The following is a 22,402-nucleotide window of genomic DNA, read 5'->3' as shown; positions in this document are numbered from 1 at the left end:
GGCGGCGCGGCTCATTCCACCAGCGAGCCGTTGGCCGCCAGCACCGAGGCGGCGAGATAGAGCGAACCAGCGATGAGCACGCGCGGCGGCGCGTCGAAGCTGCGCGTCGAAAGCAGCGCGAGCGCTTCCTCGACGCCGCCCGCCGCGGCGCCGGGCATCCCCTCAGCCCTGGCGAGGTTCGCGACATCCTCGGGCGGCCAGCTCTTATGCTCGCCCTCCACGGGCACCGCGACGACCTCGCGCGCCAGTCCGACGAAATGCTTGAGCAGCGCGCGAATGTCCTTCGTCGTTTGCGCCCCGCAGATCAGCGCCAACGGTCGCGGCGCCTTGTCGTGGAACTCCGCCATCGCCTCGGCCAGAACGCGGCCGCCATCCTCATTATGGCCGCCGTCGAGCCACACCTCGGCGCCGGGCGGCGCGAGATCCACGATGCGCCCGCGGATGAGGCGCTGCAGCCGCGCCGGCCATTCGGCGCGCGTCAGCCCCGCTTCGATCGCTGCGGGCGGAATCTCCGGGGCGACGGCGCGCAGGGCGGCGATCGCGCCGGCGGCGTTTTCATGCTGGTGGCGTCCGGCGAGTCGCGGCAGCGGCAGATCGAGCAAGCCGCGCTCGTCCTCATAAACGAGGCGCCCGTTCTCGTTAGAGATGTGGAAGTCTCGACCAGCGATGATCGGCGGCGCGCCGACGCGTCGCGCTTCTCGCTCGAGAGTCCTCGCCACGGGCTCCGACTGGAAGCCGATCACGGCCGGGACGCCCTTCTTCAAGATCCCGGCCTTCTCATAGGCGATCTTTTCGACCGTATCGCCAAGGAACTCGAGATGGTCGAGGGAGATCGAGGTGACGACGGCGCAGTTGGGCTGCGAGATGACATTGGTCGCGTCGTAGCGCCCGCCGAGGCCCGTCTCGAGCAGCAGCCAGTCGGCCGGCGCTTCGGCGAAGAGCAGAAAGGCCGCCGCCGTGGTGATCTCGAAGAAGGTGATCGGCTGGCCCGCGTTCGCCTGTTCGCAGCGTTCGAGCGCCGTCTTCAGACGCTCATCGTCGACAAGCGTTCCACTGCCCTCGGAGCCAAGACGAATCCGCTCGTTGAAGCGCAACAGGTGAGGGGAAGTGTAGACATGCACGCGCTTGCCGGCGGCTTCGAGCATGGCGCGCAGAAAGGCGATGGTCGAGCCTTTGCCGTTGGTGCCGGCGACGTGAATGATGGGCGGCAGTCTGAGCTCCGGTCGGCCGAGCGCGGCGAGCAGCCGCTCCGTGCGGCCGAGCGACAGGTCAATCCTCTTCGGATGGAGCGTGAGGAGTCGCGACAGGATCGCGTCGTGCTGATCCATTGCGGCTGCGCCTCGCGATGTCAGGCGGCGGCGCGTCGCGGCGGCGACTTGGTCAGGAGACCGCACAGGCGCGCCAGCGTCTCGCGCAGCTCCTGACGCGGCACCACCATATCGACCATGCCGTGATCGCGCAGATATTCGGCGCGCTGGAAGCCTTCGGGAAGCTTCTCGCGGATCGTCTGCTCGATGACGCGGGCGCCGGCGAAGCCGATAATCGCGCCAGGCTCGGCGATCTGCACGTCGCCGAGCATGGCGTAGGACGCCGTGACGCCGCCCGTCGTCGGATTGGTCAGCACGACGATATAGGGCAGGCGCGCCTCGCGCAGGCGCTGCACGGCGATGGTCGTGCGCGGCATCTGCATGAGCGAGAACATGCCCTCCTGCATGCGCGCGCCGCCCGACGCCGTGAAGATCACGAAAGGCGTGCGCTTGGCGAGCGCATGTTCGCAGCCGGCGATGATCGCTTCGCCGGCCGCCATGCCCAGCGAGCCGCCCATGAATTCGAAATCCTGGATGGCGACCGTGACCGGCGAACCTTCGAGATTGCCGAAGGCGACCGTCACAGCGTCCGTCATGCCGGTTTTGACCCGATATTCTTTCAGCTTGTCGATGTAACGCTTGATGTCGCGAAACTTGAGCGGATCCAGCGGCGCTTCGGGCGTCGGAATCAGCTCGCATTCGGCGCCGTCGAACAGGCTGGCGAGCCGCGTCTCGACCGGGCAGCGCATGTGGTAGCCCGACCCGGGCACGACATAAAGATTGGCCTCGATGTCCTTGTGGAAGACGAGCTGGCCGCTCTCGGGACATTTCACCCAGAGATTTTCGGGCGCTTCGCGCTTGATCAGCGCCTTGATCTTCGGCGGGACGACGTTCGAATACCAATTCATGACACGAGCCTCGTCAGCCAACTCATCACGCCGCCTTTAGGGCGGGCGTCGCGCACGCCTTCGGCGATGGACGCGACGAGCCCCGTCACAGCGCCAACGCTCAAAGGCCCGGCGCGGCCCTCCGCGTCGAGCGAGGCCTTAAGCGCTTGGACCAGCGCCGTGCCGACCACGACGCCATCGGCGTTCCGGGCGAGCTCGGCGGCGTTCTCCGCATTTTTGACGCCGAATCCGACGGCGATCGGCAGCGCCGTGTGCCGCTTGATGCGCGCAACCGCCTGACTGACGCCAGCGTAGTCGGCAAGCGCCGCGCCGGTGATGCCGGTAAGCGACACATAGTAGACGAAGCCGCTGGTATTTTCGAGCACCTTGGGAAGCCGCTTGTCGTCGGTCGTCGGCGTCGCCAGGCGGATGAAGTTCAGCCCGGTCTCGCGCGCGGGGGTGCAGAGTTCCGAATCTTCCTCCGGCGGCAGGTCCACGACGATCAGGCCATCGACGCCGGCGTTCCGGGCGTCGCGCAGAAAGGCGTCGACGCCATAAACATAAATCGGATTGTAGTAGCCCATCAGCACGATGGGGGTGGCGTCGTCTCCGGCGCGAAAGTCGGCGACGAGCTTTAAGGTCTTCTTGAGCGTGGTCCCCGCCTTGAGCGCGCGCAGGCCCGCCGCCTGGATCGCCGGCCCATCCGCCATCGGATCGGTGAAAGGCATGCCGACCTCGATGACGTCGGCCCCGGCGCCGGGCAGGCCGCGCAAGATGTCGAGCGAGGTCGCGAGATCCGGGTCGCCCGCCATCACAAAGGTCACGAGGGCGGCGCGCCCTTCCTTTTTGAGGGCGGCGAAGCGATCATCGATGCGGGTGGGCATAAGCGACAGACGTCCTTCGTAAGCCGGCGAATTCTTCAAAAAGCCCTCTCGACCGGGCGCCGCCGGACCTTTTCGGTTCTCAGGCGAGCCACGCGGGCCGCCGTTGCTTAGTGCCTGGGTCCCGTCCCGTCCACTGTTTTCGCGCGCGCTAAATCGTCACTTGCGCGCCCAATTCCACGACGCGGTCGGAGGGGATCGAGAAGAAGTCCGTGGCGTTGGCGGCCTGGCGGGTGAGCGCGACATAGAGCTTGTCCTGCCAGACGGGCATTTCGGAGGAGGGGCTTTCCTTGATCGAACGCCGCCCCAGGAAGAAGCTCGTGGTCATGATGTCGTATTTGAACCCGGCCTTGCGCATGGCGGCGAGCGCGGCCGGAACGCGAGGACTCTCCATGAAGCCGTAGTGGAGCGTCGCGCGGTAGAAATCGTCGCTGAGCTTATCAATTTCAAAGCGCTTGCCCGGCGCAACGCGCGGCCGGTCCTCCGTTTTCACGCAGATCACCAGCACGCGCTCGTGCAGAACCTTGTTGTGCTTGAGATTGTGCATCAGCGCGGTCGGCGCGACAGCCGGATCGCTCGTCAGAAAGACCGCCGTGCCGGGCACGCGCGTCGGCTTCGACTTCTGCAGCATCGCGATGAGCTCCATCATTGGGATGGAGTCGCGATGGGTTTTCTCGGCGAGAAGACGCGTGCCGCGCGTCCAGGTCCACATGATGATCATGACGCAGCCGCCGAGCGCGAGCGGCACCCAGCCGCCATCTTTGACCTTCATCAGATTGGCGGTGAGAAAAGCAAATTCGACGACCAGGAAAGAGGCGGCGAAGAGGATCGCCGCGAACAGCGGCCAGCCCCATTTGCGCCAGGCGACGATGAACAGCAGCGACGTCGAAAGCACCATGGTGCCGGTGACCGCGATGCCATAGGCGGAGGCAAGCGCCGACGAGCTCTTGAACGCGATGACGAGCAGCAGCACGCCAATGAGCAGCAGCCGGTTGATGCGGCCGATATAGATCTGGCCCTCCTGCGACGCCGAGGTATGCGTCACCTCCAGCCGGGGAATGAGGCCAAGCTGAATCGCTTGCCGCGCCAGCGAGAACGCTCCGGTGATCACCGCTTGCGCGGCGATTGTCGTCGCCATCGTCGAAAGGACGACAAGCGGCAAAAGCCCCCAGTCCGGCGCGAGCAGGAAGAATGGGTTGCCGACCGCTTCGGGGCGCGACAACACGAGCGCGCCCTGACCAAGATAGTTGAGCAGCAGCGCCGGCAACACGAATCCGAGCCAGGCTATACGGATCGGCCCGCGACCGAAATGACCCATGTCGGCGTAAAGCGCCTCGACGCCGGTGACCGCGAGGAAAACCGAGCCGAGGACGGCGAAGCCGAGCCAGCCGTGGGTCACGAGAAAGGCGATGCCTTGCCGCGGATCGAAACTGCGCAGCACCTGCGGCGCTTCGGGAATATGCATCGCGCCCAACACGCCAATGGTCAGGAAAAAGACGATCATGATCGGCCCGAAAAAAGCCGCCACCCGCGCCGTTCCGTGACTTTGCACCCAGAATAGCGTGACGAGAATGAAGATGGTGATCGGCAGAACGAATTCGCTGAAGCGGTGAGTGACAAGCTCCAGGCCTTCAATCGCCGACATCACCGAAATCGCCGGCGTGATGATCGCCTCGCCGGCGAAGAGCGCCGCGCCGCCGACGCCGAGCATGAAAGCGACTTTCGTGCGACGTCCCATGGCGGTCTGGGCCAAGGCCATCAGCGAAAGGATGCCGCCTTCGCCGCGGTTGTCGGCGCGCATGACGAAGATGACGTATTTGATCGTCACCGTGAAAATCAGTGCGAAAATAAGCAGCGAGATGGCGCCGATGACGGACTCCTCCGTCAGCGCGTCATGCTCCACCTGATGGGCGAGCGACTCGCGCAGGGCGTACAGCGGGCTCGTGCCGATGTCGCCATAAACGACGCCGATCGATCCGATGATGAGGCCGGCGAGCCCGCCCTTGGCGCGCTCGTCTCCGAGTTGCGCATGAGCGTGCGTCCCATCGCCGCCGGAGGCGGGACCGGCGTCGGATCGCTGCATCATGGGAGCTTTCCTTTGATAGGAGCCGCGGCGCCTTTTGTCGACATTCTCGGAAGAGGGCGCTCGCCCGGGGCGAGAACGAGGGCGACCAAGGCTTCCTCTCCTTCGGCGTGGGTCCGCCGATGCGGTGCGGCGATATACGCGGTTTCGCCCACAAAGAGAAGCCGCGGTTGCGGCGCAATATTGGCGCATCAGACTTTTGACGCCTTCGGGATAGCGTTCGCGGCGCTCAGAACTTTAACATAGAGCCGACGTGGTCGTGCTCGGCCGGCTGGACACAGCCCGTCCTCTTCATAGCTAATCCTCGACGTCAGCTTCGTAGGAGGCCTCGTGACCTCGCCCTCAGACGACCCCGCCCGCTTCGCCCAAGCGGCGGGCGCGCCCGCGCCCAGCGCCATCGCCACGGACGCGGAGGGGCTTGAGGCCGGCATGACGACGCTGCCGGGCGGCGCGCCGGCCTATCTCGCCCGGCCACTGTTGGGGGCCAATTTCCCGATCATTCTCGTGGCGCAGGAAATCTTTGGTCTGCACGAACATATCCGCGACATTGCGCGGCGGTTCGCGAAGCTCGGATTTCTCGCCATCGCGCCCGACTTCCTCATTCGCTACGGCGATCCGCAAGACGCGCCAGACATAGAGGCGATTCGCGCCATCGTCGCCAAGGTTCCCGACGCCGAGACGATGGAGATATTCGATCAGGCGCTCGCATACGCCGCGACGAAAGGCGGCGACGCCAAACGCGCGGCGATCACCGGGTTTTGCTGGGGCGGGCGCATCGCCTGGCTCTATGGGGCGCATCATCCCCGGCTCCTCGCCTGCATTCCCTGGTATGGGCGGCTGGATGGGCCGCATACGCCGGCGCAGCCGCGCTGGCCGATCGACATCGCCGGGGAGCTGAAAACGCCGACGCTGGGCCTGTACGGCGGCGCCGATCCGAGCATTCCCGCCGAACTCATCGAGACCATGCGAGAGCGACTGAAGACGGCGCAGGCGCCTGCCGAGATCATCGTCTATGCCGATGCGCCGCACGCGTTCTTCGCCGATTATCGTGACAGCTATCGGCCGGACGCCGCCAGCGACGCCTGGGAAAGGACGCTGGCCTTCCTGCGCGCCAAGGGCGTCGGGTAACCGCGTTTACCGCGGGACGAGCGCGATGATGCGGGCGGGGCCGCCTGAGCCTTTTTCGATCTTCATCGGCAGGGCGATGACGACCGCGCCGGTCGGCGGCAGCTGATCGAGGCTGGTAAGGTTCTCAAGCCCGCCGATGTTGGCGGCGCCGATGATCCGGTGCACCATAAAATCCTGCGACGGACCGTTGTCGACGCTCGCCGTGTCGACGCCGATGAGGTTCGGGCGGCGCTCTTTTGCGAGCCAGGCCGCCGCCTCCGGGCCAAAAGACGGAAAATGGAGGTGGGTCGCGTCGCCCGGCGTGTCGTCGCCCAGATAGGCCTTCTTGTCAGGCCAGCGTGCGCTCCATCCGGTGTGCAGCAGCACGATCGCCTTGTCGGGAATGCGGCCATGCGCCGCCTCCCAGGCGGCGATCTCCTCGACAGTTAGCACATAATCCGGGTTCGCCTCGGCCTTGGCGGCGACGTCAATGACGATCGCCGGGCCGACGAAGCGCTCGACGGGGATCTCGGCGTTGGTCCAGCGGCCCTCGGCGAAATGCATCGGCGCGTCGAGATGGGTGCCCCCATGCTCGGGCGAACAAAAGGCGTTGGCGAAATAGAAGAAGCCTGCCTTGGTCGGCCCCTTATGCAGCACTCTGAGCTCGAAACCCGACGGCGAGGTCGGCCAATAGACGGTTTCGGCGTTGAAGGCGTGACTGAGGTCGACGACCTTGCTCGACGCGAGATCGAGGCTCTGAGCTTGCGCTGGTTCGAGTCGGGCGGCGGAGAACGTCAGACACAGCAACAGACCGCCTAACGCCGTTCGTTTTTTCATATCGGGACGCTCTCCAGAAACGCGCTCGCGCGCAGCTGATCAAAAATCGCTAGCAATTCCTTTGACTTCCCAGTCGCCGTAACGCGCCGGGTCGGGTCCGCCGCGGCCGCCAACTTCTTGCGGCGGGGCCGGAGCTTGCGCGGCCTCGCGGCGACGCGCCTGCGCTTCGGCCAACGCGCGCTGCGCGGCGGGCGGCGGCTGCGCGCGCCGCTCTGTCGAATTCGCTGTGTCTTCTGCCTTCGACACGGTCCGTTCCTGTGTGCATTCATCGCCCGCCGCCGCGCTATTGTGCTATGATTCGGTTCGGTCGCGGAGGGAGAAGCCGTTTGGCGAACAGCGACAGTAGATCAATTTCCGCCCGGACCAAATCGGCGCGTCAAGGGTCCCGGCAAGGCTTCGTGCCCGCCGAAGCGGTGCGGGAGGCCGAAGCCGCGAAGATTCCCGGGTTGCCGGCGCGCCTCGCCGCCGCCAGCATCATCGGCGACATCGTGCAGGGCGGCCATCGTCTCGATGAGTGTTTCGCCGCGAACGCGGTTCCTTCGCGCCTCTCGGGGCTCGACGCCCGCGATGTGTCGCTCACGCGCTCGATCGTCACGGTCGCGGTGCGCCGGCTCGGCCTCATCCGCTACGTTCTCGCCGAACTCCTCGAAAAGGGGTTGCCGCGTCAGGCCGCTCGGCTTGAGTTCTCGCTGATCGCCGCCGCCGCGCAAATCCTGTTTCTCGACGCCGCCGATCACGCCGCCGTCGATCTCGCGGTGCGCGCGGCGCGCCTTGAACCGAAAACCGCCGGCTTTAGCGGGCTCGTCAACGGCGTGCTGCGCAATCTCGCGCGACGACGGGAGGAGTTCCTGGACGTCGCCGCAAGCGGCGAGCACGATGCGCCGCCATGGCTGGCGCAGCGCTGGCGCAAGCACTATGGCGAAGACACCGCGCGCGCCATCGCGGCCATGCACATGCTCGAGCCGCCCCTCGACGTTTCCGTCAAGGACGACCCGGCTGGCTGGGCGGAGCGGCTCGACGGCGTCGTGCTGCCGACAGGCTCGGTGCGGCTGCGCACCCACGCGCCGATCAGCGAGCTGCCGGGCTATGAGGACGGCGAATGGTGGGTGCAGGACGCGGCCGCCGCTCTGCCGGCCCGCCTGCTGGCGCCGCGGCCGGATGAGCGCGTGCTCGACATGTGCGCCGCGCCCGGCGGCAAGACGGCGCAGATGGCGCTTGCCCGTGCGCAGGTGGTCGCTTTGGACCGTTCGGCGGAGCGCCTGAAGCTGCTCGCCGCCAATCTCGCTCGGCTACAGCTGCACGCGGAAGTTGCGGTCGGCGACGCCGCCGCCTATCAGGCGCAGCCTTTCGACGCGATTTTGATTGATGCGCCCTGTTCGGCGACGGGAACGATCCGACGCCATCCCGACGTGCCCTGGACCAAGAAGCCGGGCGACATCGAAACGCTCGCGAGTCTGCAAACAAAGCTGCTCAACCGTGCGGCGCTGCTGACGCGGGCAGGGGGGCGCATCGTCTATTGCTCCTGCTCGCTGGAGCCTGAGGAAGGCGAACAGCAGATCGCCGCGTTTTTGCGCCGCAATCCGGATTTTCGCCGCATGCCGATCGATCCTGGCGAGGGCGTCCCGGAGGCGTTCATCAACCGGGACGGCGATCTGCGGACCTTGCCGCATTACTGGCCGAACGAAGATCCGCGCCTTGCCGGCATCGACGGATTCTTCGCCGCGCGGCTCCTGCGGTCAGCCTAGGCGCTTCCCGATCGCATGGAATTGCGTGATCGATAAGAAATCGCTCAAAATCAAATTGTTGGAGCAGGTTCTCATCCAAAAAGTCTGTCAACTTTTTCGGAGCCTGCTCTAGGCCCGCGCCGCGACGAGGGGCGCGAATTCCTTCACCACCTGCTCATAGACGATCCGCTTGAACGGCACGATGAGTTCCGGCAGCGCCGAAAGCGTCTCCCAGCGCCAGGCGTCGAATTCGGGCTTATGCGCGCCGTGGCCCGGCGCATGAATATCGATCTCGCTTTCGTCGCCGGTGAAGCGCAGCGCGAACCAGCGCTGAATTTGGCCGACATATTTGCCGCTCCAGCGGTTGTTGTTGTTTCTGGGCAGATCGTAGCAAAGCCAGTCTGGGGCCTCGCCGAGAAGGGCGACGCTCGACACATTGGTCTCTTCGTGAAGCTCGCGCAGCGCCGCCTCATAGGGCGTCTCGCCCTCGTCGATGCCCCCCTGAGGCATCTGCCAGAGATAGGGCGGGCGGGTCTGGTCGTGGGCGCCTTTGGCGCGCCGCCGCCCGATAAAGGCGAGGCCTTGCGCATTGAGCAACAAGACGCCGACGCAGGGCCGATACAATCCGCGTCCGCTCATCGTCCCGTCTCGCGGCGCGGCGTATGTCGGCGCGCTCCATTGACTGCGTCTGTCATCCGCTCCCCAGCATTCGAAATTTGGCGCGGACGCTTGCGCCGGCCCGCGCCCGCTGTCCAGCCGCTAGACGCGCCGCATCAGCGCGCCGTCGGCCTCCATTAGCTCCAGCAGCATGCCTTCCCGCAACCCCCGGTCGGCGATGCGCGTCCGCTGCGCCGGAAAAAGCTCGCGAATCGCCTCGAAAATCGCGCAGCCGGCAAGGACGAGATCGGCGCGTTGCGGTCCGATGCAGCCGTTGGCGACGCGCTCATCGAAATCCATGTCACGCAGCCGCAGGATGGCCCGGGTTGCGTCATCGTCGCTCATCCACAAGCCGTCGACGCGCCAGCGGTCGTAGCGCTCGAGTCCCAGATGGACGCCGGCCAGGGTGGTGACGGTTCCCGACGTGCCCAAAAGATGGAAGCGCGGACAGCGGCGCTCCGAGGCCATGCGCCGCGCAAAGGGGGCGAGAGTTTCGCGCACCTGCTGCGCCATGGCCGCGAACGTCTCGGCTGAGACGCAGCGGCCGCCGAAATGCTCCGCGAGCGTCACGACCCCAAGTTCGAGCGACGTCCAGGCGCGAAAAGCGTAAGCGCCATTTTCGCTGCGCCGTTCGCGCGTCAGCCAAACGAGCTCTGTGGACCCGCCGCCGATGTCGAACAGCAGCACGCTTTCGGCGGCCGGATCGGCGAGCGATCCGCAGCCGCGGGCGGCGAAGCGCGCTTCGGTTTCGCGGTCAATGATCTCGAGCTGCAGCCCGGTGCGTTCGCGAACGCGCTCGACAAATTCATCGCCGTTCGCCGCGCTGCGGCACGCCTGGGTCGCGACGAGCCGGGCGCGGGTGACGCCGCGCGCATCCATTTTTTCGCGGCAGATTTCGAGCGCCGCGATGGTGCGTTCGATCGCTTCCTCGCTGATCCGGCCAGCCTTGCCGAGGCCTTCCCCCAGCCGCACGATGCGCGAAAAGGCGTCGATAATGCGCAAAAAATCATTGTTGCGCCGGCGCGGCCTGTGCTCGGGCCGGGCGATCAGCAGCCGGCAGTTGTTGGTGCCGAGGTCGAGCGCAGCATAGGTGTGGCGCGCGTCGAGCGCGCCAGAAGCGACGCCGGAGTTGATGTGAAGCTCGGGCGCGGCCTGCGCCGACGCCGACGCCGTAGACGGTAGACCGGTTTCCCTCACTCGATCCCTTCCGCGAAGCCGCTCCGTCCCGCCCTGCGCCGCATCGACGGAAGCGGAGCGGCGATCATCGTAACGCCAGAAGGCTGGCGTAAATTTCTTTCATGCAGGATCGGCGCGCCGCCCGCAAGGGCGTTTCCTGCAGGCATTTGGAGCGCCAGAGGCGGCGTCGGGCGGCCGTCCGGTTGACACCGTCGGCGGCGCTCTCTAAGTCACCAGCCGTTCGCGCGCGCTTGGCGCGGCGCCGTTTGGGGGATAGTTCAACGGTAGAACAGCGGACTCTGACTCCGTTAATCTTGGTTCGAATCCAGGTCCCCCAGCCACGTAACCTATTAAATTTAGTGATTGTCTAGGATTCCGAAAGCCTGTCCAAAGACGCCGGCTTTCCCGCGACTTAGCCCCTCTACGAGTATGACGCCGTTACGCAGAGACGCTTTATGCCCGCGCTCGGGGCTTCGCAAGCCTCAGGGTCTCTGGAGGCCGTTTTCCAGTCGGGGGTTATGGAGCGTTTCGGTCAACTGCGGGCGACGGACGTTCGACGAATCCGAGAAATCGTCGCTGTTCGCGCCAGTCGTGCGGCAGGTCCTTACTCAGCTTTAGGAGCCGTGTCGGCGTCAGTTCGATGGGCTGGCGGCCTTCGAGCAGCGCGCGCACGATATCGGGGGCGAGATAGGACATCGAAGCAGCGCGGTGAGATGGCCCTTGCCGGCGCCAAGGCGTTGCGTCATCCCCTCGATGCTGTCGTCGGCGCCGGAGAACAGCTGCTTCCGGATCGAAAAGGCTTCGCCCATCATGGCGACCAGCTCCGGATAGATCTGGCGAGCATTCTCGTTGTCGATGACGAGCCGCTTTCCTTTGCCGGCGCGTTTTAGCGTGGCGTCAATCGACAAGAGCATCGGACCGGTGAGCTTGCACGGCGTCTTGTCGTTGCCGACGAGAACTCTGGCGAGTTCGCCGCGGTTGAGTTGAAGGGCGATGCCGTTGACGTTGACCTGCGCCTTTTCGACGATGCGGCGGACCAGGGCGGCGATGTCGATCGGAGTCAGGGTGAGCCATTGCCGGGAAAGATCGGACGCCTTGTTCAGCGCGGCGTCGAAACCGGTTGCATCCAAATCGAGCGGCGCGAGGGCGCCGAGCTCCGACCTTGACGCCAAAAGTTGTCGTAGCCGATCCAGCACAAGCCCTTCGATGTCGCCCGCTGAAACGCGAATCCCGGATGAGTTTGCAACGCGGCCGCCGTTGAGAAGCGACGCCGAGACATAGTATCGATATCGCTTTGCGCCTTTCGCCGCATGGGTGGGCGTCATGTGGGCGCCGTCCGCGTCGAAGATCAGCCCGGCTAGCACAGGCTGGGAGCCTCCGCGCCTGCGGCGAGGAGACGCTCGCGTCGATTGGTGGCGAGCCTGTCTTGCACGATCCGCCAGAGCTCTTCATTGATGATCGCGTCATGCTGGCCGTGGTAGGCCACGTCCTGATGGGTGATCTCCCCGCGATAGATGCGATTTTGCAGCAGCAGATACAGCGCGCCGCGCGAGAACGGCTTGCCGCCCGCAAGACAGCCGCCAGCGCCGGCGCGACGCTTGCTGACGACGCCCAAACGGTCGAGTTCGACTTTCAGCAGAGAAACAGATTTTAGCTCGGCATAGCGCTGGAAGATCGCGCAGACGCGTTCGGCTTCCATCGCATTGACGATCAGCTTTCGATCGTTGACATCATAGCCAAGAGGCACATTGCCGCCCATCCACATGCCCTTGCGCTTGGAGGCGGCGATCTTGTCACGGATGCGCTCGCCGGCGATCTCGCGCTCGAACTGTGCGAAGGAGAGCAGCATGTTGAGCGTCAGACGCCCCATGGACGTCGTGGTGTTGAACTGCTGCGTGACCGATACGAAGGACGCGCCATGAGTGTCGAGCACATCGACGATCTTAGCGAAGCCTGCAAGTGACCGGGTGAGGCGATCGACTTTGTAGACGACGATGATTTGAACCTTGCTGGCCCTGATGTCTGCCAGTAACCGCTGCAGGGCAGGGCGCTCCATCGTGCCGCCAGATAGTCCACCGTCGTCATACATGTCGGGAAGCGCGATCCAGCCGGTATGGCGCTGGCTTACGATATAGGCCTCGCAAGCCTCCCGCTGGGCGTCGAGCGGAGTTGACCTCCTGCTCGAGCCCGTCGTCGGAGGATTTGCGCGTGTAGATAGCGCAGCGGAATGTTGTGCTGGATTTTGGACGATCATGCTTCCGCATGCCGATCCTCAGCACGCTCGACGAAGCGGCGTTCAGCCTTGCTCAAACCGAAAAAGCGCGGGCCGGACCATCGCGCGCCGGTGATCTCTCGCGCCACCGCCGAGAGCGACGTATAGCGCCGTCCGCGCCACTCCACGCCGTCGGCGCAAATCAGCACCAAGTGAGTGCGCCCGCGCCATTCGCGCACCAGCCGCACGCCAGGCTTCAGCGAGATTGGCGGCGCCGGCTTGCTCTTGTTACGAAGAGACGGATCGGCGCTCAACGACTCAAGCTTCCGCGCGACGGCTTTGGAGAGGCCGCCACAGGCCTTCTCCTGCAGCTTGTAACTGATCCCGCGGATCAACAGATCGCGGGAGAGTCGCATCGGCGGCGGCGCTCTATGTAGTCACCGCCATTCGATGCGCAATTCGAAGATCTTTAGCGCAGAAACCCGCGCGAGCGTTTCGGCGACGTCGAATGCCGTTTTGTTCATGCCCTGCGGGCCGGCGTCAGCGATTGCGTTTGGGTTCTATCCGGTAGCGGCGCGAGCCATCCTTGCCCTTTACGGAGGTCAGGGTGAAGCCGAGCTTCTTTTTCACTGTGCCTGCCAGGAAGCCGCGCACACTGTGCTGCTGCCATTTCGTCGCCTGCACTATCTCGTGATGCTGGCGCCGTCGGTTCGACTGAGCAGAGTGAGCACGCGTTCCTGCTTGGTGGTGTTGGGCTCGTCGGACGTGCTGTTGTGCCTAAGGGCAGCGCTTCCGGCTGTTGCGAGTCTACGCGCGCCGAGCGCGGTTTAGATCCTGGCTTCGACTTTACGCTCGCCTTTGGGCGGCGGCGTTGTTCGACCTGGGAGATTTCTTGAGAGGGGCTGTCGACATTGGCTGCGGGCTCGTGGAAGCGGCGTCGGAATAGACGCTCGCACCGCCCAAAGCCCCGCAAATCGCGAGGCGAGCCCTGGGTGGCAACGGGTCGCTAGCCCGCTCGTTGACGCACGTAGCAATGCGTGCTTTGCCGCGGAAGCCCAGTCGTTTTGAAAGGCCCTAAGGTAGCTGCGAAGCGCGTTTGCTGACTCGCAATCGGCGGATCAACGGCAAAACGGCGTTCGCGTTTGTTCAGTCGCACAACAGAGTGAGAGTTGGTCTCGATCACTCGCGCCCGTTCTCAGCGGACTGCGGCCTGACATCGTGCTCGTGTCAGCTTCCGATCCCGACAAAGCGTGATGGTGGCGCGATCAATATTCGCTGTCGATTCGTGCCGCAAGCGCTTGGTATCTCTTATATGCAGCCATGGCTTGTTCGTCGGTGATTTCATCCTCCCGCGTCCCCGTCGTTTGGCAGTGAAAGATACGGCCAAACGTCAGCCAATCGCCCGCTCGATACGCTTCTGAAGATCGACGGTCGAGCTCGGCCTTACGCGCCCGGATCTGCTCCAGAGAGGTTGGATTCTGCTGATATTGGCTGGCGAAGCACAGTACTGAGACGCCGCGTCGTATCTCCGCCAAGGATGCGGCGCTTTCGCGCTCTGGATGCAGCGCATCGCCGCGCCGGCGTCTGAAGAAGCGTCGACCGAGCGGACCTTCAATCAAATGGCATTCTTCGCCCTCGGCGATCGCCGGCAAGCGCAAGACGTCCCAGTCTCCTTTTTTTTTCAGCACGTGGCCCACAAGGTCCTCCGGATGCTGCCGCTGCATCACGATGATGATGGCGTCTTGCGCCCTGTCGTTCAGGCGGTTCAGAAGCGTATTCTCGAACCAGCTATGTGTGGCGTTGCGGCTCGGCTCCGAAAGCGCTTCGTCAGCTTTGTGGGGGTCATCGAGTATGATGATGTCGGCGCCGCGGCCGGTGAGAGCGCCGCCGACCGATGTCGCTAGCCGTCGACCTCCGAGAACCGTCTCGAAATCATTCACGGCCTGGCGGCCCCCGAGCACATCGCCAAAAAGCGTCCGGTAGAGGGAGCTCCGCATGAGTCGCTGGCAGGCGCTTGCGAATTCGTCGGCGAGATCCTGTCCATAGCTTGCGCAGATCACATGCGTGACAGGATCGTGCCCGAGCATCCAGACGACAAAGGCGACCGACACGCAATGCGACTTCAGATGGCGTGGCGGCAGATTGATGATAAGTCGCTTGATCTCGCCGCGGCGCACCCGTTCGAGCTTGGTCGCGACGACCTCGATATGAGGCGCAAGGTCAAGGCGTTTGCCGGGATACAGTTCATAAAAGCTGGCTTCGATGAAGCTCGTGAGATCACTCCTTAGAATGCAAGCGTATTCTTCCGCCGAAATGGAGAGATCACGCTGGATGGCGCTTGGATCTTTCATCTCGGGGTCTCTTCGTTCTCGGGTGGCGTCTCTGTCTCCTCCTCCGCTTCCGCGGCCAGTCGGATTCGACGGACAATGCTTTCCACGACGTCCTTGTTTTCGGGGAGACCGACCCCAGCGTCGGCCGCAGGCGCCTTTCCGGAGCCTTCGCTGCGCCGAATCTGATCGAGGACCAGGGCCGCCGCTTTTGCGTCGTTGCTCAAAGCCTTGTTGACGATTTGCTTCACCAACGCCTGCCCTTTCGGCATTCTCTTGCGTTTTCCGTTTTCAATAAGGGTGACGAGCTTTGCCAATTCTTCGTCGAAGACCGTGCTAAAGTTCTTTGATCCTTTTGGTCGACCTTTCGGATTGCCGCTGCAGCCAGGCTGAAACCGCGTGTGTTGCGGAGGACGGCCATAGCCAACGGAATATTCGCCATTACGCCGGGAGGAACGCTTCTTACTGCTCATGCGAAGGTTTCCGACTTGCCGGAGTCGCCAGCGAGTGTCTGTTCGCTGAGCGCGACGCCATCCTCGCAGGAGGTTTCACACGCCGACCGGCGACTGAGGAGGCGAGGCGCTCGTTCAGCCGCTCCTCAGCGATCTCATCGAATGTTCGTCCGTCGCCGTCGAGAATGGCGTCGACTTTCGTATAGGCTTGCCAGCGGCGAACGGCGACGTCGATGAAGGCTGGCTGATATTCGAGGCCAAAGCAGCGGCGTCCGACCTTCGCGGCCGCCATCAGCGTCGTGCCCGAGCCGAGGAACGGATCCAACACGACATCGCCCTTGGAGCTGCAATTGCGCATCGCGTCCGCGACCAGCGCGACCGGTTTCACAGTCGGATGCATGGCCAGCGCGTCGTCCCGATCGGCGCCAAAGCTATTGACGCCAGGATCGGTCCAGACGTTGCTGGGATTGCGGCCGTGTTTGCCGAGTTCGACATTGTTCTGATGCGGCGCCGCGCCCGCCCGGAACACGCCGATCAGCTCATGCTGGCTGCGATACAAGGAGCCCTGGCCAGGATTAGTCTTGTCCCAGACGACCAAGTTGAGCATCGCGTCATAGATCTTGCGGCCGACGGTCATGAGAAGGTCAATGTGCCGCCAGTCCATGCAGACGAAATGCACGGCGCCGTCGCGCGAGAGGGCGGCCGCGGGGTGGAGGCATGCTTCTAGAAACGCCTCGAATTCGCGTTCTGACATTTCTCCCGAGGCGAGGGCGAACTCGTCATGCTTGATGCGGCCGCGGCCCTGCACGTGGCCGCCAATCCGGACATTGTAAGGCGGATCCGTGAAAGCCATCGCTGCAGGTTCGTTCTGCATGAGACGGGCGTAGTCTTCGGTCTCACGCGCGTCGCCGCACAAAACCCGGTGCTCTCCCAAAATCCACAGATCGCCGCGGCGGCTGACCACGGGACCGGCGGTCGGCGGCAGTCGGTCTTCGGGTTCGGGCTTTTCCTCGCCGATGTCGGCGAGCAGTACATCGACTTCGCCGACTGCAAATCCCGTCAGGGAAATGTCGAGATCGAGCGTCGGCAGAAGCATCGACAGCTCCTCGAGCTCGGCCGCCAACATCTCCCGGTTCCAGCCGGCGCGCTCCGAAAACTTGTTATCGGCGATCACGAAGGCGCGCATGAGTTCGTCGCTCAAGCCCGTGACGCAAATGGTCGGAACCGTTTTCATCCCGAGCAGCTTCGCCGCGGCGTGCCGAGCGTGACCGGCCAAGATCATTCCCGACTGGTCGACGACGATCACGCCGATAAAGCCGACGGTCTCAATCGCCTTGGCGAGATCCTTGATCTTCCGCTTGGGGTGCGTTCGCGCGCTCTTGGGGTTCGGCTTAAGCTCGTCCACTAATCAGGGGACGCAATGACGCTCGAAACGTCGCGACCATGACCCAGGCTGTTGAATGCGTTCTTCGCCGGCATGTCTGGCTTCCACGGACTTGAATGCTTCCTGGAACCAGATCACGAATCGTTTGCCGGACCGAAGGCACATGAAACGTCAATTTCTTCAGCGGCGCGGTTGATAGTCTGGCGCATGGCCGACTGGATCGACGTTGTCTTTTAGTTGGGCTTGCTTTTCCTTTTTCTCACGCGCCGGTAGGCCGGTCGCGGATCGAATTTTTGGGTACGCATTGCAATTTCGGTCGCCCGTGTCGCCGGATCATCAAAAATCCCATCGATGGGATCATACGTATAGGCCTGACGCAGTAGATACAGTTGAAGCTCATGCGTCACGCCGGCTTCGCTCGGGATGCGTCCGCGCGGATCAGAAACAAAAGGCATCAGCGCCGCGCAAATCGCGCCCAGACGGATGCAGGCGGCCACGTCACGTCTCGTCGCGCGGTCCGCGAGATCCCCGATTGAATGGGCTGTTCCTGAAAGACCCGCCTGCGCCCAAGCATCGTAAAGCGCCGCCATTGCCATCTCGTCGTCGAGCACAGCGAGGATCGATCGGGCGCGGCGCGAAATCACAAGAGGCGTCGCGTCTTCGGCTTTGACAATGCCAAAAATCGCACTCGCGAGTTTGCGTTCGGCGCGGATCTCCTTAAGGCGTTGTTTGCCGAGCCTCAATAGGTTGAGGCCAAGAATCCGCGCGCCAAGCGGAACATGGCCGTTGGCGATTAGAGTAGCTTCGTATCCAGGAACGGGCGGGAGACTTTCGATGCGCTGCAGGTCCGCGGCGAGTTGGAGGAACGAAAGAGGTGGATTTTGACGAAATTCTTGGGCGGCTTGCAGAAATTGCTTGGCGAGTCGCTTGATCCTCGCCTGTAAGGCGTACGCCATCCGCACTAGTCTAGCGCGGATAAGACGCGACGGCGCGATGTTGTCGGGCTACTGGCCTCGCAGAGTAAACGGGGGCGGTCGAGAACCTCCTCGGGCCTTGCGCCGTCATGCGCGGTGGCGTGTCGCCGTCCATTTGCGGATCAGCCCATGCGCCCGGTCGATCGACACATGGTTCTTGTATCCGAAGGCGGGAATGGCGAGATCGACCGGCGGAACCGAGCCGTCCCCCGCACTTTGGCTTTCGTGTATTTGACCGTCCAGCGCGCATCGCGATCTTTCTGCGCGAGCTTCGCTGGGTTGTCCTTCCAGCCCTCTGGTATGCGGCCGTCCTTGATCGCCTGCTTCTCGCCGTTCGTATTGCGCTGCTTGGGCGCGGCGACAATCGTGGCGTCGACGATCTGGCCCGACATCGCGAGAAAGCCGGCCTCGCGCAGCGCTGCGTCAAACTGCTCGAACAAGACGGTGGCCGCATTCGCCTTCTTCCGCGCCTCACGGAACGTTCAGATCGTATTGGCGTCGGGAACCGCGTCGGCCAAACCCAATCCGAGAAAGCACATGAACGACAGGCGGTCCTTGATCCGATATTCGCAGCGCTCGTCCGACAACGAATGCATTGCTTGCAGAATCAGCACCTTGAACATGAACACATGATCGAACGGCGGACGCCCACCCTTGGAGCGATCGGCGCGCGGCGCTGCCGCCTCCAGCGCCGCCCGGAACATCTCAAAATCGACCAGCGCCTTCACGCGCTCAAGATCGTCGCCCTTGGCCGACAGCTCCGCCAACCGTTCGTCGACGTCGAAAAATCCGGGCGTTCCCTTCGCCATGGCCCCGGTCCCCTTGCGACATGACCAAGTGAATCAACTCAACGCCGATTTGGCCAGAGGTTTTTGGGGGCCTCCAGCTTTTCACTTGGTGCCGAGAGTTCGACGTCGACCCTGCCGCGCCGAAGAATCTCACGCCGATACTGCCGATGACGATCGCGTCGCATCGCGCTGGGATCAACGTCATTGAGGCGCGCAGTCGCAAGCAGAGAGGCGATCGTCCATGTCTCGCCGCCGGCTTCGGACCCCGCGAACAGCGCGCTTTTTTCGAGTCGTCTGCGGTCGGATCGCGCGTTCGACGCCGTTGTTTTCGAGTTCGACGCGTCCATCTTTGAGGATCAGTGGAACTCAGCCTTTCTTGACGCGATCAGCGCGCTTGGCCCGAAAGACATAGAGCGCACCGCTGGAGGGATCGGCGCCGGCGTCGCGCACCAGAGCAGCCAGTTCATCAGGGCCTTTGCGGAAATCGACCGGTTGCGTCGCGCGCACGATACGCGCGTGCGGCCCGATCATGCCACGCGCCGCGCAACTCAGTCCGATCCTCAGGACGACTCCGGCCACGACGATCTCACACAGCTCGGCCCATATCGGCGCCACGAGCTCTGCTTCGTTCGCCGGCGCCATCTCAATGAAGGAGAGCGGCGGCTCACTCGGGGCACCCGCCCCGCCACGGTTCGAGACGGTGCAGACCTCGTCTGCGCTTCACTTCGCCAGCGAAAGATCTGATGCACGCTCACGTCGTGCGCTCTGGGCACCCCCGATACTTTGGCGCCCAGAATCTTGGCTTCGGCCAGGATCAGGTCCTTCGCCGCTTGCGACCAAGTGCGCCGCGTTCTCGCAGGGCTTGCTTCCAGCGCATCCAAAACATGAAACGTTCTATGCCCAGACATGTGCTCCGACTTATGATGATCACACCGGTAGAATCCCCGGACATCCCCATCATCGTCTTCCATGACCTGCTGCGCGAAGGGTCGGCCCGTGCGGGAAGCCGTGCGCCGCGCAACGTGATCGAATCGACCTTCCGCTCGCACGTCGAGCACGTCTTCGCCCAACGGAAGGATCGGTTCGGCCTGTTCATCCGCACCATCGGCCTCGCCCGAGCCAAGGTGAAAATCGGCATGGCGAACCTCGTCTATAACTTCAAGCGGCTGGTCTTCTGGCAAAGAACCATCACCGCGTGACGCCGGTGGGACGCCGCAGATGACATCGAGGCTCAAAACCGCTCCTTTGCGACCGTTTAGACATCAAGCCAAAATCGGCGCGCGCCACGCGTTGATAGAAGCGTCCAGGTTGCCGCCGTCCGACCGATGTGCTTTCAGATGGGTGGAATCGATCATGATCAGCATCGGTTTTGTCCTTCCCGCGAGCGCTGAGAACGAGCGCTGCGAAGATGCAATCGAAGGGACCGAGCCGGCTCAAGCGGATGCAAATCTATCAAAAAATAGAACCACTCTTGCGTAGCGAAGTGAAACAAGAGTGGCTTAGAAAAACGTATTAATACTTTCTCGCCTGCCTTTGACTATCGCTGGAATAATTAGCGGAGGTAGTAGGCTCTGGATTGGATTCGGCAGCGGCAGTCAATGTCTTAGGCGTCGAACCCGAACCGCGAACCACAGCTAAAGCTTCAGCATAAGAGCTAAGAATCCATTTTCTATTAGCGAGAACTCCTGGCTTTCCTTTCTCAAATACAATGCCCTCGGATTTCGCTATCAAATAAAAAAGGGAAAATGCCACCGTTTCCGGCGATCCATAATTTTTGAATTCTGTCTCGTTCGACATATGGTTCTCCCAACTATTAAGGGGGCAGGGTTAAGCTCTCGATCTCGTCCTTCGCGCACATCGCTAGCCGCGCCCTAATGTTTCGGAGATCGTGGCTTCCCCGCCACCATGAGTCCTATTTTGACAGGTCGGTTCGTTGAAGGCAAGATTCTAGCCGTGTTAGGATGGCGGATTCCCCTATTGCGATGGCGATTTTCGTTTCCTCCGCCTCGACAAGCTCAAGGAGGAACTCGGCCTCGATCCCTTTGAAGGTCGATCGTGCGCCGGCTTACATCGACACGCCTTGATGACGATGATCGCCTACGCCTTCCTCCAGTCCGCCGCCCCGACCACCCGAATCACGCAAAAGAACCCGAGGTAATCCCAAAAAACTGCCGAAGTTAGTGCTAGGTGGAGCGCCCGTGTAAAAAGCCCCGCGGGACTGAAAAAAAGAGTCGGGGGACCGCCACCGCAACCAACCATGCCGGCCGTCCAGCAAGCCATTCTCGACCTCTTGGCGCGGCCTCCCCCAAAGCGGTGTCCTCATTGTGAGAATCTCATCGACGAGGGCGTCGAACCTAAACTGCCAAAGTAGTGCTAGTCACGTGAACCTAAAGTTCGCCACATAAAGTCTGCTCTGTTTTCTGGCAGAAGCGTTTGCCGGAAGCGAGGATCATCTGCGGATTTTGTCCACCGATATGGCTTGGGATTACATTGTTCCGCTCGATGCAGCCGCGGAAGTCTGCTTCAAGCTGGTTCGTTGACGTATGGACGCCACGACGGTCTGCTTGCGGGGGAGTTCAGCAAACCAGCGCTCAGCCTGATTGATCCACGACGCCGATGTGGCGGGAAGTGCACGCGGTAGTGAGGTCGGCGCGCCAGCCAGTTTTTGATCACTGCTTGACGCGATATCAAGGGCCGCGAACAACGACGTCGTGCCGTGGCGGATATAAGAATGCGTTCGCCGCTCCGATCGGAAGGACAGGCTGCTCGCGATCAAGCGCTTGTATCTGGCGCTTCTCACTAACGCTGACCACCAGCGCCCCGATTCGGCGGCGACAGATAAAGACCGACGATGTCGCGAACCTTGTCGACGAACAGCGGGTCGTGGGAAGCTTGACAGTCTCCGAGCGATGCGGCTTGTCTGGGTGCGGCGGGCGCGAGAGACCGGGGAGCGCACGGCGCGCAAGCAGGGACAGCCTCGACGCTCGAAGCTCGACCCCATCGGGACTATCTGCTGGGATTGATCGAGGCGACGCCGGACTTGACGATCAGCGAACTCCTGGAGCGGCTGCTTGCCGAGCTCGGCGTGAAGGCCAGTCGCGCGACATTGTGGACGTTTCTCGACCGTTGCGGTCTGACGTTCAAAAAAAGACCGCCCATGCGAGCGAACAGGACCGCCCGGACGTAAAGGCGCGGCGCGAAGCCTGGTTCGAGAGCCAGCTCGATCTCGATCCGGAAAGGCTCGTCTTCATCGATGAGACCTGGACCACGACCAACATGGCGCGCAAATGCGGGCGCGAACAGAAAGGCGAGCGGCTGCGCGCGAGCGTTCCGCACGGACATTGGAAGACGACGACCTTCATCGGCGGTCTGCGCTGCGACCGCATGACGGCGCCGATGGTTCTCGACGGGCCGGTCAACGGCCAATAGTTCCAAGCCTATGTCGATCAGGTTCTGGTCCCGACGCTCTCGCGGGACGACATCGTGATCATGGACAATCTTGGCAGCCACAAGGGCGCCGGCGTGCGCATGGCCATCGAGGCGGCGGGCGCGACCCTGCTGTATCTCCCGCCTTACAGCCCCGACGTCAATCCGATCGAAAAGGCG

Annotated in this window: 23 protein-coding genes, 1 tRNA gene and 5 pseudogenes; 7 read left to right on the top strand and 22 right to left on the bottom strand. The window is 63.2% G+C overall.

Features of this window, described 5'->3' with window-relative positions:
• Positions 1 to 11: 11 nt before the first annotated feature.
• The 4 genes from IYY11_RS05110 to IYY11_RS05095 all read right to left on the bottom strand — a co-directional run bounded on the left by IYY11_RS05110 (position 12) and on the right by IYY11_RS05095 (position 5,161).
• The gene (locus tag IYY11_RS05110; protein ID WP_196402927.1) at positions 12 to 1,328 is read right to left on the bottom strand and encodes a folylpolyglutamate synthase/dihydrofolate synthase family protein; all 1,317 of its coding nucleotides are present in this window, start codon (positions 1,326 to 1,328) and stop codon (positions 12 to 14) included.
• A 20-nt stretch (positions 1,329 to 1,348) separates the two neighbouring features.
• Positions 1,349 to 2,215: an acetyl-CoA carboxylase, carboxyltransferase subunit beta gene (gene accD / locus IYY11_RS05105; protein WP_196402926.1), complete on the bottom strand. Its 867-nt coding sequence runs from the start codon at positions 2,213 to 2,215 to the stop codon at positions 1,349 to 1,351.
• Positions 2,212 to 3,078: a tryptophan synthase subunit alpha gene (trpA, locus tag IYY11_RS05100; RefSeq protein ID WP_196402992.1), complete on the bottom strand. Its 867-nt coding sequence runs from the start codon at positions 3,076 to 3,078 to the stop codon at positions 2,212 to 2,214. Before trpA ends, accD begins: the two co-directional genes overlap by 4 nt.
• Before the next feature lie 148 nt (positions 3,079 to 3,226).
• The gene (locus IYY11_RS05095; protein ID WP_196402925.1) at positions 3,227 to 5,161 is read right to left on the bottom strand and encodes a potassium transporter Kup; all 1,935 of its coding nucleotides are present in this window, start codon (positions 5,159 to 5,161) and stop codon (positions 3,227 to 3,229) included.
• A gap of 327 nt (positions 5,162 to 5,488) precedes the next feature.
• On the opposite strand from IYY11_RS05095, the gene IYY11_RS05090 reads away from it, so the two are divergent.
• A complete protein-coding gene (locus IYY11_RS05090) occupies positions 5,489 to 6,286 on the top strand; it encodes a dienelactone hydrolase family protein (protein WP_196402924.1) in 798 nt (265 codons plus the stop codon).
• Between the two features lie 6 nt (positions 6,287 to 6,292).
• Here IYY11_RS05090 and IYY11_RS05085 read toward each other — a convergent pair whose 3' ends face one another.
• Both IYY11_RS05085 and IYY11_RS05080 read right to left on the bottom strand, forming a co-directional pair.
• The gene (locus IYY11_RS05085) at positions 6,293 to 7,102 is read right to left on the bottom strand and encodes a cyclase family protein (protein ID WP_196402923.1); all 810 of its coding nucleotides are present in this window, start codon (positions 7,100 to 7,102) and stop codon (positions 6,293 to 6,295) included.
• A 39-nt stretch (positions 7,103 to 7,141) separates the two neighbouring features.
• Positions 7,142 to 7,348 (bottom strand): DUF1674 domain-containing protein, encoded by a 207-nt coding sequence (locus IYY11_RS05080; protein WP_196402922.1) that lies wholly within the window; start codon positions 7,346 to 7,348, stop codon positions 7,142 to 7,144.
• Between the two features lie 80 nt (positions 7,349 to 7,428).
• On the opposite strand from IYY11_RS05080, the gene IYY11_RS05075 reads away from it, so the two are divergent.
• Positions 7,429 to 8,847 (top strand): RsmB/NOP family class I SAM-dependent RNA methyltransferase, encoded by a 1,419-nt coding sequence (locus tag IYY11_RS05075; RefSeq protein WP_210331238.1) that lies wholly within the window; start codon positions 7,429 to 7,431, stop codon positions 8,845 to 8,847.
• 108 nt (positions 8,848 to 8,955) lie between these two features.
• Here the strand turns inward: IYY11_RS05075 and IYY11_RS05070 are convergent, their stop codons facing one another.
• Both IYY11_RS05070 and IYY11_RS05065 read right to left on the bottom strand, forming a co-directional pair.
• Complete coding sequence (locus tag IYY11_RS05070) at positions 8,956 to 9,465, bottom strand: RNA pyrophosphohydrolase (RefSeq protein ID WP_196402921.1); 510 nt, start codon at positions 9,463 to 9,465, stop codon at positions 8,956 to 8,958.
• Positions 9,466 to 9,585: 120 nt separating this feature from the next.
• Positions 9,586 to 10,680, bottom strand: coding sequence for a Ppx/GppA phosphatase family protein (locus tag IYY11_RS05065; protein ID WP_196402920.1), 1,095 nt, complete (start codon positions 10,678 to 10,680; stop codon positions 9,586 to 9,588).
• Between the two features lie 246 nt (positions 10,681 to 10,926).
• On the opposite strand from IYY11_RS05065, the gene IYY11_RS05060 reads away from it, so the two are divergent.
• Positions 10,927 to 11,000: transfer RNA gene (locus IYY11_RS05060), tRNA-Gln, on the top strand.
• A gap of 291 nt (positions 11,001 to 11,291) precedes the next feature.
• On the opposite strand, the gene IYY11_RS22845 is transcribed toward IYY11_RS05060, so the two are convergent.
• The 12 genes and pseudogenes from IYY11_RS22845 to IYY11_RS23740 form a co-directional block, all read right to left on the bottom strand.
• Positions 11,292 to 11,984: a hypothetical protein gene (locus tag IYY11_RS22845; RefSeq protein ID WP_246719638.1), complete on the bottom strand. Its 693-nt coding sequence runs from the start codon at positions 11,982 to 11,984 to the stop codon at positions 11,292 to 11,294.
• 32 nt (positions 11,985 to 12,016) lie between these two features.
• Entirely contained in the window at positions 12,017 to 12,913 is an 897-nt protein-coding gene (locus tag IYY11_RS22840; RefSeq protein WP_246719636.1) for a recombinase family protein, read from the bottom strand.
• On the bottom strand, positions 12,910 to 13,287 hold the full coding sequence (locus IYY11_RS05050) for a DUF2924 domain-containing protein (protein ID WP_246719634.1): 378 nt from the start codon (positions 13,285 to 13,287) through the stop codon (positions 12,910 to 12,912). The genes IYY11_RS22840 and IYY11_RS05050 overlap by 4 nt, the downstream gene beginning before the upstream one ends.
• A 124-nt stretch (positions 13,288 to 13,411) precedes the next feature.
• Positions 13,412 to 13,555 carry a DUF3489 domain-containing protein gene (locus tag IYY11_RS05045; RefSeq protein WP_312029700.1) on the bottom strand — a complete coding sequence of 48 codons (144 nt, stop codon included), beginning with the start codon at positions 13,553 to 13,555 and terminating at the stop codon, positions 13,412 to 13,414.
• Between the two features lie 581 nt (positions 13,556 to 14,136).
• A complete protein-coding gene (locus IYY11_RS05040) occupies positions 14,137 to 15,222 on the bottom strand; it encodes a hypothetical protein (RefSeq protein ID WP_196402919.1) in 1,086 nt (361 codons plus the stop codon).
• The gene (locus IYY11_RS05035) at positions 15,219 to 15,671 is read right to left on the bottom strand and encodes a DUF5681 domain-containing protein (RefSeq protein ID WP_196402918.1); all 453 of its coding nucleotides are present in this window, start codon (positions 15,669 to 15,671) and stop codon (positions 15,219 to 15,221) included. The genes IYY11_RS05040 and IYY11_RS05035 overlap by 4 nt, the downstream gene beginning before the upstream one ends.
• Complete coding sequence (locus tag IYY11_RS05030; protein WP_196402917.1) at positions 15,661 to 17,055, bottom strand: site-specific DNA-methyltransferase; 1,395 nt, start codon at positions 17,053 to 17,055, stop codon at positions 15,661 to 15,663. The genes IYY11_RS05035 and IYY11_RS05030 overlap by 11 nt, the downstream gene beginning before the upstream one ends.
• 212 nt (positions 17,056 to 17,267) lie before the next feature.
• Positions 17,268 to 17,645: a hypothetical protein gene (locus IYY11_RS05025; protein ID WP_196402916.1), complete on the bottom strand. Its 378-nt coding sequence runs from the start codon at positions 17,643 to 17,645 to the stop codon at positions 17,268 to 17,270.
• A 439-nt stretch (positions 17,646 to 18,084) separates the two neighbouring features.
• Positions 18,085 to 18,817: pseudogene (locus IYY11_RS05020) on the bottom strand (transposase); the annotation flags it as partial.
• A 164-nt stretch (positions 18,818 to 18,981) separates the two neighbouring features.
• Positions 18,982 to 19,150 (bottom strand): annotated as a pseudogene (locus tag IYY11_RS05015) (transposase); the annotation flags it as partial.
• 12 nt (positions 19,151 to 19,162) lie between these two features.
• Entirely contained in the window at positions 19,163 to 19,438 is a 276-nt protein-coding gene (gene tnpB, locus IYY11_RS23745) for an IS66 family insertion sequence element accessory protein TnpB (protein ID WP_409455225.1), read from the bottom strand.
• Positions 19,357 to 19,704 carry a transposase gene (locus tag IYY11_RS23740; protein WP_409455224.1) on the bottom strand — a complete coding sequence of 116 codons (348 nt, stop codon included), beginning with the start codon at positions 19,702 to 19,704 and terminating at the stop codon, positions 19,357 to 19,359. Before IYY11_RS23740 ends, tnpB begins: the two co-directional genes overlap by 82 nt.
• A gap of 69 nt (positions 19,705 to 19,773) precedes the next feature.
• On the opposite strand from IYY11_RS23740, the pseudogene IYY11_RS22835 reads away from it, so the two are divergent.
• Positions 19,774 to 19,995: pseudogene (locus IYY11_RS22835) on the top strand (IS5/IS1182 family transposase); the annotation flags it as partial.
• Positions 19,996 to 20,308: 313 nt separating this feature from the next.
• Here IYY11_RS22835 and IYY11_RS04995 read toward each other — a convergent pair.
• Positions 20,309 to 20,593 (bottom strand): hypothetical protein, encoded by a 285-nt coding sequence (locus tag IYY11_RS04995; protein WP_196402912.1) that lies wholly within the window; start codon positions 20,591 to 20,593, stop codon positions 20,309 to 20,311.
• 214 nt (positions 20,594 to 20,807) lie between these two features.
• Between IYY11_RS04995 and IYY11_RS23735 the strand changes: the two are divergent.
• Positions 20,808 to 20,954, top strand: a pseudogene (locus tag IYY11_RS23735) (IS701 family transposase); the annotation flags it as partial.
• A gap of 229 nt (positions 20,955 to 21,183) precedes the next feature.
• Here the strand turns inward: IYY11_RS23735 and IYY11_RS04990 are convergent.
• Positions 21,184 to 21,714: pseudogene (locus tag IYY11_RS04990) on the bottom strand (IS630 family transposase); the annotation flags it as partial.
• A 190-nt stretch (positions 21,715 to 21,904) separates the two neighbouring features.
• On the opposite strand from IYY11_RS04990, the gene IYY11_RS23730 reads away from it, so the two are divergent.
• Positions 21,905 to 22,225 carry a transposase gene (locus tag IYY11_RS23730; protein ID WP_210331237.1) on the top strand — a complete coding sequence of 107 codons (321 nt, stop codon included), beginning with the start codon at positions 21,905 to 21,907 and terminating at the stop codon, positions 22,223 to 22,225.
• 60 nt (positions 22,226 to 22,285) lie between these two features.
• Positions 22,286 to 22,402: transposase (locus tag IYY11_RS23725; protein ID WP_409455227.1), on the top strand; the 117-nt coding region annotated here is incomplete at its 3' end.

It is taken from the genome of Methylocystis sp. H62, assembly GCF_015709515.1.
Taxonomy (GTDB): Bacteria; Pseudomonadota; Alphaproteobacteria; order Rhizobiales; family Beijerinckiaceae; genus Methylocystis.
This window is presented reverse-complemented; position numbering and strand designations above follow the sequence as displayed.